General features: G+C 65.4%; 13 protein-coding genes. 8 read left to right on the top strand and 5 right to left on the bottom strand.

Features of this window, described 5'->3' with window-relative positions:
- Positions 1 to 154 precede the first annotated feature (154 nt).
- From ACSQ3P_RS00690 to flaF, 8 genes are all read left to right on the top strand, one after another.
- Positions 155 to 1,288 (top strand): flagellar basal body P-ring protein FlgI, encoded by a 1,134-nt coding sequence (locus ACSQ3P_RS00690; protein WP_436163792.1) that lies wholly within the window; start codon positions 155 to 157, stop codon positions 1,286 to 1,288.
- Positions 1,288 to 1,656: a rod-binding protein gene (locus ACSQ3P_RS00685; protein ID WP_436163791.1), complete on the top strand. Its 369-nt coding sequence runs from the start codon at positions 1,288 to 1,290 to the stop codon at positions 1,654 to 1,656. Before ACSQ3P_RS00690 ends, ACSQ3P_RS00685 begins: the two co-directional genes overlap by 1 nt.
- Positions 1,643 to 2,131 (top strand): hypothetical protein, encoded by a 489-nt coding sequence (locus tag ACSQ3P_RS00680; RefSeq protein WP_436163790.1) that lies wholly within the window; start codon positions 1,643 to 1,645, stop codon positions 2,129 to 2,131. The genes ACSQ3P_RS00685 and ACSQ3P_RS00680 overlap by 14 nt, the downstream gene beginning before the upstream one ends.
- Before the next feature lie 157 nt (positions 2,132 to 2,288).
- Positions 2,289 to 2,717, top strand: a complete 429-nt coding sequence (locus ACSQ3P_RS00675) for a hypothetical protein (protein WP_436163789.1) — start codon at positions 2,289 to 2,291, stop codon at positions 2,715 to 2,717.
- 263 nt (positions 2,718 to 2,980) lie between these two features.
- Complete coding sequence (locus tag ACSQ3P_RS00670; RefSeq protein WP_436163788.1) at positions 2,981 to 4,297, top strand: flagellin; 1,317 nt, start codon at positions 2,981 to 2,983, stop codon at positions 4,295 to 4,297.
- Between the two features lie 377 nt (positions 4,298 to 4,674).
- On the top strand, positions 4,675 to 6,009 hold the full coding sequence (locus tag ACSQ3P_RS00665; RefSeq protein ID WP_436163787.1) for a flagellin: 1,335 nt from the start codon (positions 4,675 to 4,677) through the stop codon (positions 6,007 to 6,009).
- 49 nt (positions 6,010 to 6,058) lie between these two features.
- Positions 6,059 to 6,451, top strand: a complete 393-nt coding sequence (flbT, locus tag ACSQ3P_RS00660) for a flagellar biosynthesis repressor FlbT (RefSeq protein WP_436163786.1) — start codon at positions 6,059 to 6,061, stop codon at positions 6,449 to 6,451.
- The gene (flaF, locus tag ACSQ3P_RS00655; RefSeq protein WP_436163785.1) at positions 6,435 to 6,806 is read left to right on the top strand and encodes a flagellar biosynthesis regulator FlaF; all 372 of its coding nucleotides are present in this window, start codon (positions 6,435 to 6,437) and stop codon (positions 6,804 to 6,806) included. Before flbT ends, flaF begins: the two co-directional genes overlap by 17 nt.
- Positions 6,807 to 7,506: 700 nt before the next feature.
- Here flaF and ACSQ3P_RS00650 read toward each other — a convergent pair.
- The 5 genes from ACSQ3P_RS00650 to ACSQ3P_RS00630 all read right to left on the bottom strand — a co-directional run bounded on the left by ACSQ3P_RS00650 (position 7,507) and on the right by ACSQ3P_RS00630 (position 15,053).
- Positions 7,507 to 9,027, bottom strand: coding sequence for a hypothetical protein (locus ACSQ3P_RS00650; RefSeq protein ID WP_436163784.1), 1,521 nt, complete (start codon positions 9,025 to 9,027; stop codon positions 7,507 to 7,509).
- 11 nt (positions 9,028 to 9,038) lie between these two features.
- Positions 9,039 to 10,907: a flagellar hook-associated protein FlgK gene (gene flgK, locus ACSQ3P_RS00645; protein ID WP_436163783.1), complete on the bottom strand. Its 1,869-nt coding sequence runs from the start codon at positions 10,905 to 10,907 to the stop codon at positions 9,039 to 9,041.
- Positions 10,908 to 10,964: 57 nt separating this feature from the next.
- A complete protein-coding gene (locus tag ACSQ3P_RS00640) occupies positions 10,965 to 12,371 on the bottom strand; it encodes a flagellar hook protein FlgE (RefSeq protein ID WP_436163782.1) in 1,407 nt (468 codons plus the stop codon).
- Between the two features lie 197 nt (positions 12,372 to 12,568).
- Positions 12,569 to 13,579, bottom strand: a complete 1,011-nt coding sequence (locus ACSQ3P_RS00635) for a YcjF family protein (RefSeq protein ID WP_436163781.1) — start codon at positions 13,577 to 13,579, stop codon at positions 12,569 to 12,571.
- A gap of 28 nt (positions 13,580 to 13,607) precedes the next feature.
- On the bottom strand, positions 13,608 to 15,053 hold the full coding sequence (locus tag ACSQ3P_RS00630) for a YcjX family protein (RefSeq protein WP_436163780.1): 1,446 nt from the start codon (positions 15,051 to 15,053) through the stop codon (positions 13,608 to 13,610).
- Positions 15,054 to 15,111 lie beyond the last annotated feature (58 nt).

Raw genomic sequence — 15,111 nt, 5'->3', positions numbered from 1 at the left:
TGCCGGGCCGGCAGGAAAGGCGGCAAGGATGCGCCGCCCCCGACCATGCCACCAATTCCCAAAACATTGATAAACAATGGCTTTCGATTTGGACCCAACTGGCACGGGGATCGCAGGGCATCAGCACCATCCCTGTCCTCTTGCCGGTGCATTCATGTTTCGCCTGCCAACCCTCCACACCCTGCTGACACCCGTCGCGGCCCTGCTCGCGCTCGGCCTCGTCATGGCGGCCGGGCCGGCGCAGGCGCTCTCCCGCATCAAGGACCTCGCCTCGGTCGAGGGCGTCCGCACCAACCAGATCCTGGGCTACGGCATCGTCGTCGGCCTCAACGGCACCGGCGATACGCTGAACAACGCCCCCTTCACCAAGCAGTCGCTCACCGCGATGCTGGAGCGGCTCGGCGTCAACACGCGCGGCGCCAATATGCGCACCGCCAACGTCGCCGCCGTGATGGTGACCGCCAACCTGCCGCCCTTCGCCACGCAAGGCACGCGGCTCGACATCACGGTTTCGGCGCTGGGCGACGCCAAGTCGCTGCAGGGCGGCACGCTGCTGGCGACGCCGCTGCTTGGCGCCGATGGCGAGGTCTATGCGGTCTCGCAGGGGCCGGTCGCGATCGCCGGCTTCTCGGCCGAGGGCGAGGCCAGCAAGATCACCCGCGGCGTGCCGACAGTCGGGCGCATCGCCAATGGCGGCCTGGTCGAGCGCGAGATCGACTTCGCGCTGAACAAGCTCAAGACGCTGCGGCTCTCGCTGCGCAATCCCGATCTGACGACGGCGCGCCGGGTGGCCGCCGCCATCAACGACTTCCTCGGCGGCGATGCGGCCGAGCCGACCGACCCCTCGACCATCGTGCTCCAGATCCCGCCGCGCTTCCAAGGCAACATGATCCGGATGCTCACCGATATCGAGCAGCTCAAGATCGAGCCCGACCAGCTCGCCCGCATCGTCATCGACGAGCGCTCCGGCATCATCGTGATGGGCAAGGATGTCCGCGTCTCCACCGTCGCCGTGGCGCAGGGCAACCTGACGGTCACGATCAGCGAGGCGCCGCAGGTCAGCCAGCCCGCCCCGCTCAGCCGCGGCGAGACCACGGTGGTGCCGCGTTCCAACGTCAAGGTCGACACCGAAGGCGGCAACAAGCTGGCGCTCGTCCGCGAGAGCGTGACGCTGGCCGAGCTCGTCGATGGCCTCAACGCGCTCGGCATCGGCCCGCGCGACCTGATCTCCATTCTCCAGGCCATCAAGACGGCCGGCGCCCTCCAGGCAGAAATCGAGGTGATGTGATGACTGCTGCTCTTGCAATCCCCGCCGCCAAGCTGGCTCTGAACACGGCCGGCAGCGTTCTCGACAGCGTCAAGAACGCGCTCGATCCCGCCAAGGTCAAAGCCAAGAAGCAGGCCGACGACTTCGAGACCGTCTTCTTGGAACAGGCGACCGAGCGCCTCCTCGCCACCCCCGAGGGCACCGAGGGTCCGCTGGGCCAGAACGGCACCGGCGGCGGCATCTACAAGTCGATGCTGAGCCAGCAATACGCCAAGCAGCTGCAGAAGGCCGGCGGCGTCGGCCTCTCCGACCAGATCATGCGCGACCTGCTCAAGGTCCAAGAGCAGAGCAGCACACAGAGCAGCGGAGCGACGCATGTCAGTGGCTAAGCGCATCCTTGACGAGCGTCCGCGCATCGCCAGCCCCCTCGAAGCCCGCGCGCTGATCGAGGCGGTGCTCGAGGCGCTCAGCGCCCTGTCCCATCTCGTCGGCGAGGAAACCGAACTCGTCCGCGCCGGACGCCTGCCCGAGGCGATGACGCGCGAGCCGCGCAAGGCCGAGCTCGCCGGCATCTATATGCGCGGCGTCGAGCAGGTGAAGCTCAACGCGGTCGCGCTGGCGCGCTTCGCCCCCGACCAGGTCACGCGGCTCAAGCTCGCCCATATCGGCTTCCAGACGCTGATCGACACCAACCAGCTCGTCCTGGCCACGGCCCGCGCGGTCTCGGAATCGATCGTCCGCGATCTCGCGACGGATGCCGGCAAGCCCTCGCGCGTCGCCGGCTACGGCCCCGCCTCCACAGTCGGTGCCGGAGTCTTCGCGCGCCCCAATGCCGGGCCTTTGGTGGTTTCGCGGCGGCTCTGAAGCCGCTGCCACGTAAACCATCAATATTTACCTAATTCCCTAACGTCAGATTCAAGCTTAGCTGCAATATTGCGCAGCTGGCGCGGCATGCCCACGCCAGACTTGCTATGGAACGCGGCGCATCGGCGCCGTGATATGCTCCAGAAGGAGTGAAGCTATGGATCTTGGCAACGCACCGAGGGTAACGGGAGTAGCCGGCGTCAACATCATTCCGCGCTCCGACGTCGTCGCGGCCAAAGGCAGCGTCACGGTCGAGCTGCCGCCGGAGCAGACAGTCCAGTCGGCGGGCGAGGCCGTCAGGGTTGAGATCCGCACGCAGGATCGCAGAGCCCAGACCAGCGCCGACCGCAGCGCGGCCAGCCGCCAAAGCGAGCAGGCTCCGCAAGACTTGATCAAGAGCCGCCTCTATATCGAGCCGCTGACGCGCAGCCTCGTCCTGCAGAAGAAGGACATGCAGACGGGCGAGACGACGGAGCAAGTGCCCGACGAGGCGACGCTGAAGCTGCGCATCTATAATCGCCAGCTCGCCGACCTTGCCCGCGCGGCCAACGAGACCGCGGCGCACTCTGTCGAACGCACCGCCTGACCAAACCGCCAGAAACGAGCCTGATTTGAACCGCCCGCCTCCAAGCGGGCGGTTTTCGTTTACGCTGGCCGCTCCAGGGCGTCACGGGCCAAAGCCTCTGCCTAATTTAAGAGCAGCTTAACCACGTTCCGGCTCAGCGCCGCATCGGCGCAATTGAACCTCCGAAATTTACCTCTTGTTACGGGCTGGCGACCAAATGTCGCCGGGTCATGGCCAGGACGGCCACGACGCCAGAAGGCACCATCCCAGAAGGGTTTACGATTATGGCCGTTACACTTTCCGCCGGCGTTCGCAGCGCCGTCTCCTCCCTCTCCTCCGTTCAGTCGCAGGCCACCGCGATCCAGAACCGCCTTGCCACCGGCAAGAAGGTCAACTCGGCCATCGACAGCCCGGTGAACTATTTCACCGCCCAGTCGTTGAACGAGCGTTCGAGCCAGCTCACCGGCCTGCTCGACGGCATCTCGAACGGCATCCAGACCATTCAGTCTGCCTCCAAGGGCATCGACGCCATCACCAAGCTGGTGTCTTCGCTCCAGTCGACGGTGAAGCAGGCCCAGGCCGACGCGGCTCAGAACCGCCCGACCAAGGCCGGCACAGCGCTCGCCACAGCCGCAGAAGCGGCTTTGACCAGCAAGAGCCTGAAGGATATCGCGCTCGACAAGAAGCTGAACGACGACGACGCCCTCGGCACCAACAATACGGCGACTGCCTCGACCTCCGGTAACGTTGGCATTGCTACCGCCAGCGTCAATATCGGCCTTTCGATCGTCGCCGGTTCGACGACTTACGAAGCATCCTTCTCATCAGCCGGCGCGACGGTCCGTGACCTTGTCAACGAGATCAACAAGTCTGGCGTTGCCACGGCGTTCGTCGACGAGAAGGGTCAGCTCAACGTCAAGGGCACCGGCTCGGATACGCTTCAGGTCGGTATCGGCGCCGCCGCTGCCGGTCCCGGCGCGATCACCGACGCTCAGACGGGCGGCGCAAACGCGAACTTCGGCCTTATCGCCGCCGACCGCACCACTGGTGTCACCTCGTCGGGTATCACCTCGGCTGTCCGCTCCAACCTGATCCAGCAGTACAACGACCTGCGCACGCAGATCGACGAACTCGCCAAGGATTCGGGCTATAATGGCGTCAACCTGCTGCAGGGCGACAAGGTCTCGATCCAGTTCAACGAAAAGACCGGAAAGAACCAGTCGAAGCTGGACATCCAGGGTTCGACGCTGAGCGCCGACAACCTCGGCATCAACCAGGCGACCAATACGCAGCTTGCCGGCTTCAGCAACTTCCAGAACGACGCTGATCTGGAAGACGCCACGAAGTCGCTGACCGGCGCCCTGACCTCACTGAAGTCGATCTCCTCCTCGCTCGGCGCGAACCTCTCGGTCGCGCAGACTCGCCAGGACTTCACCAAGGATCTGTCGAGCGTGCTGTCGCAGGGTGCCGACAACCTCGTCGCCGCCGACGGCAACCAGGAAGCCGCCAACCTGCTGGCCTTGCAGACCCGTCAGCAGCTCTCGCAGACGGCGCTGTCGCTCTCCAACCAGTCCGACCAGGCCATCCTGCGTCTGTTCTGATCCTTCGTCCGCAGAAGCGGGCTTGCCCACAGAATGTGGGCCGAAGACAAAAGGCGGCGGAGCGCAAGCTTCGCCGCCTTTTCGCATTCGCGTATCAAGGCGTGTTGTCTTGGCGCGGAGACACACCGTCATTCCGGACAAGCCTCGTCAGCGGCGCAGATCCGGAATCCATCGGAGGGCTCCAGAGCTTTACGATGGATCCCCGATCTGCGCTTCGCTCCGTCCGGGATGACGCGGTGTTTCCGGGCGCGAACAGCATGCTCCAGCGCAACCGCCTTCGCAGGCGCTCGGGTGTTAACCCTTTTTTATCCTTAACAAGGAATTATCGGCCCAGATCAAACCGAACGAGCGCGGATTCGCGTTTCAGGGGACCGAAGATGGCCGGACCAATTCTTTCAAGCGGCGTTCGCAACAACCTGCTGACCTTGCAGCAGACCACGGCCCAGCAGAACGTCATCCAGAACCGCCTTGCCACCGGCAAGAAGGTCAATTCGGCCATCGACAACCCGGTGAACTTCTTCACCTCGGCATCCCTGAACGATCGCTCGAACCAGCTCACCGGCCTGCTCGACGGCATCTCGAACGGCATCCAGACAATTCAGTCCGCCTCAAAGGGCATCGACGGCATCACCAAGCTGGTACAATCACTCCAGTCGACGGTGAAGCAGGCCCAGGCCGACGCGGCTCAGAACCGCCCGACCAAGGCCGGCACGGCACTCGCCACTGCCGCCGAAGCCGCAGTGACCAGTAAAAGCCTGAAGGACATCGCGCTCGACAAGTCGATCGTTGGAGCTGACGCCCTCGTAACGCCCGCAACCGCCTCCTCTTCGGGCGACCTCGGCATCATCAACACGCAGACCTTCCTCGGGCTTTCGATCACAGCCGGCAGCACAACCTATACCGCCTCGTTCAGCAGCGCCAACGCCACCGTTCGCGACGTCGTCAACGAGATCAACAAGTCGGGCATTGCCACCGCTTTCGTCGACGAGAAGGGTCAGCTCAACGTCAAGGGCACCGGCTCCGAAACCGTCGGCTTCGGCTTCGCTTCGTCCGCGGTGGATGGCCCCACCGCCATCAGCGATGCAGCCGGCGCAGCCACCAACGACAACGCAGCGCTCGGCTTCAGCGCTGGTGATGCGGTCGTCGGCACCTCTAGCCTGACTTCGTCGAACGTGACATCGGCTGTCCGCTCCAACCTGATCCAGCAGTTTAATGACCTGCGCGCCCAGATTGACCAACTCGCCAAGGATTCGAGCTTCAACGGCATCAACCTGCTGCAGGGCGACCGTCTCTCCGTCGTCTTCAACGAGAAAACCGGCACCAACCAGACCAAGCTCGACATCCAGGGCTCGACCCTGACCGCCGACAATCTCGGCATTTCCCAAGCGGTCAATACACAGCTCGCCGGCTTCTTCAACTTCCAAAACGACGCCGATCTCGACAAGGCCACGGCGGCGCTGACGAGTTCGCTGACCTCGCTGAAGTCGCTCTCCTCGACGCTGGGCTCGAACCTCTCGGTCGCGCAGACCCGGCAGGACTTCACCAAGGAACTCTCCAACGTGCTGACGACCGGCGCCGACAACCTCGTCGCGGCCGACTCGAACGCGGAAGGCGCCAGCCTGCTTGCACTCAACACGCGCCAGCAGCTCTCGCAGACGGCGCTCTCGCTCGCCAACCAGGCCGACCAGGGCGTGCTGCGGCTCTTCCAGTAAGAGTCCGGCCGCCCGACCGCCCTTCTCGCAGCCAGATGGCAGGACAGCTATGGCCCTCAAGGTCGAACTCAAGCCCAATGAGCGCATCATCATCGGCCAGGTGGTGATCCGCAACGACGAGCAGCGCACGCGCTTCTTCATCGAGGGCGATGCGCCGATCCTGCGCGAAAAGGACATCCTGACGGCGGCCAATGCCGACAGCCCGGCCAAGAAGATCTATCTCGCGCTCCAGCTCATGTATCTGGCGCAGGATCCGACGCATGGACACCAGACTTATTTCGAGCTGGTGCGTGAGTTCGTCCAGGCGGCGCCGAGTTCTCTGTCGTATATTCACGAGATCAATAACTGCATCTTAAGCGGTGACCTGTACAAAGCCCTGAAGGCAGCGAAAAAGCTGATCGCCTACGAAGCGGAACTCATCGAGAATGCAACACGGGTTTAACGCGTACGCCTCTGCCGCCAAGACGGCCCAAGCCGCTGTCTCCCCTCGCGAACTCGAAGCCTCCCTGCTGATCAAGGCCGCCATGCGGCTCCAGTCGATCGCCGATGACTGGACAGAACGTGCGGGTGATCTCGACGACGCTCTACAATATAACCGCAAGCTCTGGACCCTGCTGGTCTCGGCCGTGATCGCCGAGGACAATCCGCTGCCCGTCGGCATCAAGCGGAACATCCTTGGCCTGGCGAATTTCATCTTCAACCAGACCTTCCGCATTGCCGCCCAACCTGCGCCCGAAGCACTCGGCGTGCTGGTCAACATCAATCGCGACATCGCCGCAGGCCTGCGCGGCCGCTGAAGCGGCTCCTCAGGTCTTCGTCGCTGAAAACGAAACAGGCGTCGCCCGCAAAGGCGACGCCTGTTTCGTTTGGCGCCACGGCTCCCTGGAGCATGCTGTTCATGCTCGGAACCCCGCCGTTAGCCTGAGCGGAGCCCTCGGGTCAGATCTTCGATCGGCCCAAGGATAAACTCCGCGGAGGCCCAGGATCCGCAGCACGAGGTGGTCGGGCTTGACCCACTGGTGTCCGGTTGGGGTTTCGGCCCCTGAGCGGATCATGCACGGCTCTCCCCTCGCGGGCGAGATGAAGCGAGGTGTCGGATGAAGAGCGCGGGGAACTCTTCTCCCGTATGGGAGAAGGGCAGGGATAAGGGCCTGCCGCAAATTGTTGGGGCGCAACGGAGCCGCAGCGCCTTCTACTGAAAGGGCACACCCTCACCCCTGCCCCTCTCACTGAACCCAGGTATAACCGGGTTCAGCACTTGGAGTGTCGAAGTCGGGTAGACCCGACTTCGATGCGGGAGAGGGGTTCCCCGCGCCTGTCTCATTCGTCACCGCCCGCTGGAAAGCCTGCGAGGAATGGAGCTTTTCGATCGGGCGCTCGCGGCGAACCGAACAGTCGTGGGCTTGCCCCAACCATCTCGTTAACCGGAGCGCGCTGGTCACGCGATTCTCAGGGCGCAAGCCCGAGAATGACGGCGTGGTTCCGCGCGTACATTCTCTACGTCAGATAATTCGTCAGCGAGAGCTTCGACAGAATCGAGGTTACCTGATAGCTCGCCTGCAACTGGTTCTGCAGCGCCAGGATCTGCGTGGCGACCTCTTCGGTGGTGACGTTCTCGACGCCCTGAACCGCCGTCGTCAGGTAGTTCTTCGTGCTCTCGTTGCGATCCTTCGCCGCCGCCAGGGCGGTCTGCGCCGAGCCGAACTCGGTGATGATCTCGGCCGGTTTCTGCACGCTGCCGCCGAAGCCGAGCTTATCGCTGACCCGCTCGGTCAGTGCCGCATAGCGCGCCTGCGAATTGGTGTCGGTCGCGGGAAAGGTCTCGATCGCAAGCGCCGCAAACTGGGCAAGGCCGACCCGGAAAGCCTCCTCATTGGCGCGCGCGCCGGTGCCCACGACCTGGTTCTTGTCGACCTGCACCGTCGCGGTGCTGCGGGCAGGGTCCGTGCCGTCATCGCCCTGATACCAGATCACGGTGTTCGCAGCGGTCCCGGGCGCCGGAGCGCCGGTCGCGGTGTCGAAGGGCGGGCCCGGCACGCGCAATGGCGGGTTGGTCACGCTGCCGTCGAAGAAGTTCTTGGCCGCGACCATCGTGGAGGCCGCCGACAATGTCGTCGCGGCTTGCGTGCCCAGCGCGGCGCTGATCGAAGCGCGCAGATTGGCCGCGGTTGCATTGGCGTCAACGCCGATCTCGAAGCTCTCGCTGGCATTGCCGGTCGTTCCCGTGGCTCGCGCCGTCAGGACCACGTCCTGCTGCGTACCGTCGGGCAGGTTGAGCTTGATATGCAGGCTCTCGCCCGCAACAGGCTGGCTGGCGACGTTGACTGAGATATCGGCCGGTGGGCCGGCCGTATAGGTCGGCACCAGCCCAGCCGAATCCGTCGAAGCGCCGGCAAGCTTGAAGCCATAGGGCTGGGCCGGAATCTCCTCGGCGATCGTCGCCGTCGTGCCAGCGCCCGCCGCCGTCAGCCGTCCGAGGCCGGCTGTGCCGAGATCGGCCGCCTTGCGCTCCGAAACCAGCTGCTTCAGCCCGGCGCGCCCTGCCCCGTCGCCATCCATCATCTCGGAATAGCTCACCGTCGGCTGAACATCCGAGGTCCGGCCTGAGAACAGATAGCGCCCGTTCACATTGGTGTTGAGCAGGTCGAGCGTCTGCTTGAACTTTTCCTCGGCCAGGACCTGCGGCGCCGAGCGGCCGCTGGCGCTCGCGACATAGCTGTTCGAGCGCATGTCGTTCCGGGTCTCGCTCGTCATCGTCGCGAAATTCTCGACGGCCTGCGTCGAGAGGTTGAGATTGACGTCGGCGAGCTGGATGCCAGACAGCCAGGAATCGATCGACGAAACCTTGGCGTTGAGATCGAGGCTGGTGCCGCGCGCGATGCCGAGATCGCCATAGGTCTCGCTGCGCTTCTGCGTCGTGAGCTGGCGCTGCAGATCGTCGAGCTGGCCGCGGGTCGAGACGAATTCATTCGGCTTGGCCGAGCGATAGGCGCCTGTGCCATATGAGGTGATGGTCATCGGTTGCGTCCTTACACTCTCAGCAGAACGTCCATCATCTCCTTGATGGTCGAGATGATGCGCGCATTGGCGGCGTAAGCGGTCTGGAGTTCGATCAGCGTCGACATCTCCTGGTCGACACTGACCTGGGAAGTGGCCTGGAAGCGGCTCTGCACCGAGGCCAGCGCCACCTGCTGCCCCTGATCGAGACGGCTAGCCGCCTCCGCCGCCTGGCCCGTAGAGCTGACCACGCGCTGGACGAAGGAGGAGATGCTCTGGCTGCTGGTCGCGGTCGAGCCGTCGAAGCCCGTCGCATTGGTGAAGGCGCGCTGGCTCTGCGTCAGTCGCTCCAGCATCAGCTTGGGCCGCGTCGCGTCACCTGCCGCGGTCGTAGTGTCATAGGTGACGAGGTTGGCGCGGTTGGCGATCAACCCGGGATTGACGATGATCCGGCCGGCATAGCCGACGAGCTGGGAGCCGTTCTCATAGGAGCCGGTATAGGCGGCGTTGCTGCGCCCGCCATCGACGAAGAAGGGCAGTTCCGCTGCGCCGCCCGCCGAGGACAGCACCGAATTGGTCGGCCGCGCGGTCACGCCGAGGACGTCGCGCGTGCCCGCAGCACCGTCATCGAGGATGGTGAGTGTCGAGCCCGCGCCCGAAACCGTGAAATTCGTGCCGACCGCGGCCTGGATCTGGGCCGCTACGGAGGCGGTGCCGCCGGAGAAATCGATGCCGACGACGCGGTTATTGGCGTCCCCGCCGGCGGAGGCCGGCAGGGGCAGCGAAGCGGCCGAGTCGACCCGCACGAAGGTGAAGCGCTGCGTCTTCGTGCTCGGCGGGATCTGATAATCGAGCGTGACCGTATTGCCCGCCTGCAGGCCGGTGAGATCGACGTCGAAGCCAGTCGCGGCGCCCGAGCTCGCGGCCGTGCCCTTGACCTCGCGGTCCGACAGCGCGCTCGACATCTGCGCGGCGATCTCGTCGAGCTGCGCCTGGGCCTGGACCAGCGTCTTGTCGCGCAATTCGATATTGGCCGCGATCTCGCCGGAGCGGAACGTGCCATTGGCGATCGCATCCCGCGCATTGCCGGAGCTGTCGGTCATCGTGATGGTGCCGACGCCGCGCTTGGTCGGGTCCGTGCTCCACTGCGATCCCGCCCCCAACGTCGAATGCTCGTCGAAGGAGAAGGTCGCGGTAGGCCGGCCATCGAAAAGCTGCGTGCCCGAGCTGGTCGAAACGCTCAGCGAACCCTGCGCGTCTTCGGTGGTCCTGATGTCCACATACTGAGAAAGCTCGGCGACGATCCGGTCGCGCTGGTCCTTGAGATCGGCCGTGGCGCTGTCATTCGGCTTGCCGACGATGCTGGCATTGACCGAGGTCAGAGAGTTCAGCAGCGCATTGACCTTGGTGACCCCGTCGGCGATCCCGGATTCAGCCTGCGCCCGCAGGTTCTGCACGCCGTCGGAGAGCGTGTTCAGTTGGTTCGCGAGCTGCGAGGCGGAGTCGAGAACAGCGGTGCGCAGGCTGTAGGACGACGGATCGTTCTGCAGGGCCTGCAATGAACTGGTGAAATTGCTGTAGATCGAATCCAGCGCCGTCGTGCTGCCTGGCGCGCCGAAGAGCTGATCGAGGTTCGACAGCGCATCGGAGCGCGTCGAGGTATAGGCGGCGCCGGAGGTCTCCTGCCAGAGCTGGCGCTGGACGATCACGTCGAGCAGGCGCTGAACCGCGGTGCTGCCGGTGCTGACCGTGTTGCCGGCCAGCGTGTCCGTGGTCGAGACCTGGCGACGGACATAGCCCGCCGTACCGGCATTGGAGACGTTCTGCGAAACGACGCCGATGCCGATCTGCGTGGCGTTGAGGCCGGAGACCGCGGTGTTCAGGGAAGTGCTGAGGCCCATCGTCAACTCCTGTCGTCACCCGCGGCCCTTCTGGGCCGCGCCAACTCCTGCGAGAATTCAGCGGATGATGGCGAACACGTCGCGCAGCATGTCCTGCGCCGTGGTGATCACCTTGGTGTTGGCCGAATAGGCCTGTTGGGTGACGATCATCTTCGAGAATTCGTCGGCGATATCGGTGTTCGACTGCTCGACATTGCCGCCGATGAGCTGCGAGGTGCCCAGCCCGACGATCGGCGCGCCGGACTCGATCGTCTCCTCGAAGGCGCCGCCATCCAGCCGCTTCAGCGCGTTGCCTGCGTTGAAGCGAGCGGTTGCAATCTGCGCCAGCGCCTTGACCTGACCATTGCTGAAGGTGCCGACGACCTGCCCCGAAGCAGAGATCGCGACACGATCGAGCGTGCCGGCCGTGTAGCCGTCCTGCCGGATGCTGCGGGCGTCGATCTGGCCGCTGACATCGCCATTCTGGGTCAGGCCGTTGCCGCCCGTCGTCAGACTGATACCGGTGATCGTGGTGCCAGCGATCGTCATGGTCGGCAGTGCGATGTTGCCGCTCGCAGGCGCCGTCAACTGGCCGGTGCTGTCGAAGGTGATGTCCTGGTTGGCATTGCGATAGGCCACCGTCGCGCCCGTGGCGCTGGTGTTCTCCGCCACGAACAGGTTCCAGGTGTCGGCGACGGCCGGCGGGCCCGCGGACACATTGGATACCTTGGCCCAGCGCAGCTCGACGCTGGTCGCCTTGCCCAGCGAGTCGTAGACCGTTGCCGAGCCGCCAGGGATCGACTGGGCCAGGAAGTTTGTCAGGTCGGTGCCGATGACGACGCCGTTGCCGCCTGAGGTCGTCGAATGCGGATCCGATCCGGCAGTGTATGAGGCCGCCGGCTGAAGCAATTCGGAGCCCACGACGGTCTTGTCGGAGAGCGTCGTAGCCGGATAGGCCGGGATATTGGCGCGGTACTCGATCGAGGTCGTCGCTTTCGCCGGATATTGCTCCTGCGTGATGCGCAGCACTTCGGGCTGGCTGCCGATCACCTGCCCCGTGACCGTGTCGATCTTCTGGCCCTTCAGGAAGTAGCCGGCACCATTGACGAGATAGCCATTGGCGTCGAAATCGAAATCGCCGCGACGCGTATAGAGACTGGAGTTCGTGAAGGTCGTGTTGGCGCCAAGCCCGCTCTGGCGCTGGTCGACGACGAAGAAGCCGTCGCCGTTGATCGCCGCATTGGTGTCGATCTTGGTCGCCGAAAGATCACCCTGGATCGTCGTGGTCGCCTGGCTGTAGGCCGCCACCGAACCCGAAATCTGGCGGTTCAGCGCCGAATCGGGGATCAGGTCGGAGAAGGTCGTATCGACGCGCTTGAACCCGGCCGTCCGCGAGTTGGCGATGTTGCCGGAAATGTTTTCCAGCGCGTAGGACTGCGCCTGAAGACCCGACACCGCCGTCGTCAACGCACTGAAAACACCCATGGCAACCTCACCTCGACTGGCGCACGATGGGCGCCCCACAACATTGAGGCTTGATCTGCATGGCCTGTGCCATGCGTTTGGGCCTTATTCGTCAAAGGCTTGGATGGTTTCCAAAGCGTAGCGCGGCGGTTTCGACCGGGCAAAACCGCCACACCCCGGCAAAGTTTGCCGGGGTGGACTCAGCTCTCAGACCCGGCTCAGCCCTCGGCTCCAGTGCCGCGCCAGCCCGACAGATCGCCGGCGACATCCGATAGGGACGGCGGCCGCGCCTCGACGAAAGGCAGCGGCCGGCAGACCGCCAGTGCCGCCAACCCGATGCGGGCGGTCAAAAGCCCGTTCAGCACGCCCTCGCCCAGCTTGGCGGAGAGCCTGGCCGCAAGCCCCTGCCCCACCATTTGCTGGATCACCGCATCGCCGGCCGCGATGCCGCCGGTGACCACGAGATGGCCCAGCACCTGCCGCGCCAATCGCAACAGGCCGAGCGCGCCCGGCCTGCCGGCATAGATGCCGGCGATCGCGCGCAGCAGCCTTGCGCAGGCGACGAGCACGAAGACGATATCGACCAGCGCGCGCGGACTCACCGCCGTGACCAGCGAAACACGCCGCGCGGCCTGCGCGATCTGCGCCTGGGCGGCGCTGTCGAGCGGCGCCATCAGGCTGCGTTCGGCAATGGCCAGCACGTCGCGTGCCGCGAAGAGCTGCGGCAGCGCCTCGTCGAGCGCGGCACGGCCCTTGGCCGTTTCGGGGCGCGAGGCGTAAAGTGCCTTGAGCTCGCCGGCGATCGCCTTGGCCTCGTCAGTGCTGCCGCCAGTGAGAAGAGCCGTCGCGCGCAGGCGCAGCGCCTCGACCTTGCGCTCGCGCAGGATGTCGCGCAGGACGCGGGCCAGCATCACCAGCAGCGCAAGCGCGGCGAAACCGGCGCAAACCAGCGCCGCATAGCCGAGCACCGGATTCTGCGTCATCAGCGCGGTGACGGTGTTCTCCACCCAGACGCCGACCGCGAGCGTCAGGAAGCCCGACAAGCCGGCGACGAATACGGTCCCCCAGGAGAAACGCCGCCGCGCCACGTGAGCGGCGGCCGGCTCGCCGGCATCGAACAGCTCGCTTTCGGGCAGGATAGCGATATTGGTTTCCCGGATAGCCCGGTCGCCAGCATCCTCCAACGGTTGCGGATCCAGCCGTACCGCGCGCGGGGCCTTGCCCGTCATGACAGAAGCTCCATCGGTCTGGCCTCCTTCATGCGAGCTTGTCCCCGATCAGGAACTCAAGTGCCCGGTCGAGCCGGATCTGCGGCGGCGGTCGGGTCCGCCCGCCGGCATCGGGCGCGACCAAAGGCGGCCTGAAGCGCGGCGCGCGAATCTGCCAGCGCGCCTGAGGATCGAAGATCGCCTCGGGGCGCTCCGGCAACTCGCCCGGAAAGATCGCCGCCTCCGCCACACCGTCGAAGATCTCCCCGGCGATCTCCTCGCCAGCCTCCGGCACGCCGGCGATCGCGGGCAATTCGTCGCGCCCTTCCTTGATCCGGACCTCGCGCGTCGCGCGCACGGCGGCAAGCGCCATCGATTCCACCCGCGCACCCGCCCCTTGCGCCCGGGAGGCCGCTCGCGCCACGAGATGCGACATCACCGCCGCCAAACGGTCATGGCTGGCATGGTGGATATGGTCCGCCTTGGTCGCAGCGAAGAGCACCCGCTCGATCCGGGGCGCGAACCAGCTCGACAGCCAGGAATTGCGGCCGACCTGGAAGGCCGCCAGCGCCTGTCCCAGCGCCGTCTCCAGGTCGGCCAGGGCCGGCGCGCCGGCATCGAGCGCCGCCAGCGCATCGACCAGCACGATCTGCCGGTCGAGACGGGCAAAATGATCGCGGAAGAACGGCGCCACGACGACGCGCTTATAGGCCTCGAAGCGCTCTGCCATCAGCCCGGCCAACGTGCCGGGCAAAGGCTCGGTATCATGCCCGAGGTCGAGCGGCGCGAAGGTCAGCGCCGGCGAGCCCTCGAGATCGCCCGGCATCAGGAAGCGCCCCGGCGGCGTCACCGCGACGGCCTCGGGATCGGCCCGCAACGCCGCGAGATAGGTCTTGAAGACGATGCTCGCCGCTTCCGCCGCGAGCTCATCGGCCGGCCCCGCCGGATCGCGCCCGCCGAGATCTGCAAGCCAGCCTGAGGCGACGGTACGGCGATGCGGCTTGCGCGCATCGGCCACGGCCTGGGCCGACCAGGCCTTGTAGTCCTGGCCCATCAAGGCGAGATCGAGCAGCCATTCGCCGGGATAGTCGACGATATCGAGCGTCAGCGTCGCCGGTCCCTTGAACCAGCCGGCCGCGCGCTCATAGTCGATCTCGACACGCAGTTCGGAGATCCGCCGTGTCGAATCGGGCCAGCGCCGTTCGGGGCCGTTCAGCGCGGCGCGATGCGCCTCATAGGGAAAGCGCGGAATATCGGGATCGGGCTGCGGCACCAGCCTGACCCGCGCGACCCGCCCCTCAGTCGCGGCTTTCAGCACCGGCAGCTTCGCACCCTCGATCAGGTTCTGGATCAACGCCGTGGTGAAGACGGTCTTGCCCGAGCGCGACAGGCCGGTGACGCCCAACCGCAGGCGCGGCCGCGCCAGGCCAAGCAGGCTGTCGCCGAAGGCAAGTGCGGCGTTGCGGGCCTCGTCGAGATAGGAGGGCTGGCTCATGCGCCGACGCGGATGGTCACGTCAGACGGCCGCCCCGGTGGATGGATCGAGCCATCGC

It is taken from the genome of Allobosea sp. LjRoot9, assembly GCF_964252745.1.
In the GTDB taxonomy this organism is placed as follows: Bacteria; Pseudomonadota; Alphaproteobacteria; order Rhizobiales; family Beijerinckiaceae; genus Allobosea.
Note: the sequence above shows the minus strand (reverse complement) of the source record. Positions and strands in the feature narration are given on the sequence as shown.

Coding starts and splice junctions, on each gene's coding strand:
- ACSQ3P_RS00675 (WP_436163789.1), top strand. CDS start 2,289: ATGGATCTTGGCAACGCACCGAGGGTAACGGGAGTAGCCGGCGTCAAC.
- ACSQ3P_RS00680 (WP_436163790.1), top strand. CDS start 1,643: ATGTCAGTGGCTAAGCGCATCCTTGACGAGCGTCCGCGCATCGCCAGC.
- flbT (WP_436163786.1), top strand. CDS start 6,059: ATGGCCCTCAAGGTCGAACTCAAGCCCAATGAGCGCATCATCATCGGC.
- ACSQ3P_RS00630 (WP_436163780.1), bottom strand. CDS start 15,053: ATGAGCCAGCCCTCCTATCTCGACGAGGCCCGCAACGCCGCACTTGCC.
- ACSQ3P_RS00640 (WP_436163782.1), bottom strand. CDS start 12,371: ATGGGTGTTTTCAGTGCGTTGACGACGGCGGTGTCGGGTCTTCAGGCG.
- ACSQ3P_RS00665 (WP_436163787.1), top strand. CDS start 4,675: ATGGCCGGACCAATTCTTTCAAGCGGCGTTCGCAACAACCTGCTGACC.
- ACSQ3P_RS00650 (WP_436163784.1), bottom strand. CDS start 9,027: ATGACCATCACCTCATATGGCACAGGCGCCTATCGCTCGGCCAAGCCG.
- flgK (WP_436163783.1), bottom strand. CDS start 10,907: ATGGGCCTCAGCACTTCCCTGAACACCGCGGTCTCCGGCCTCAACGCC.
- flaF (WP_436163785.1), top strand. CDS start 6,435: ATGCAACACGGGTTTAACGCGTACGCCTCTGCCGCCAAGACGGCCCAA.
- ACSQ3P_RS00670 (WP_436163788.1), top strand. CDS start 2,981: ATGGCCGTTACACTTTCCGCCGGCGTTCGCAGCGCCGTCTCCTCCCTC.
- ACSQ3P_RS00690 (WP_436163792.1), top strand. CDS start 155: ATGTTTCGCCTGCCAACCCTCCACACCCTGCTGACACCCGTCGCGGCC.
- ACSQ3P_RS00685 (WP_436163791.1), top strand. CDS start 1,288: ATGACTGCTGCTCTTGCAATCCCCGCCGCCAAGCTGGCTCTGAACACG.
- ACSQ3P_RS00635 (WP_436163781.1), bottom strand. CDS start 13,579: ATGACGGGCAAGGCCCCGCGCGCGGTACGGCTGGATCCGCAACCGTTG.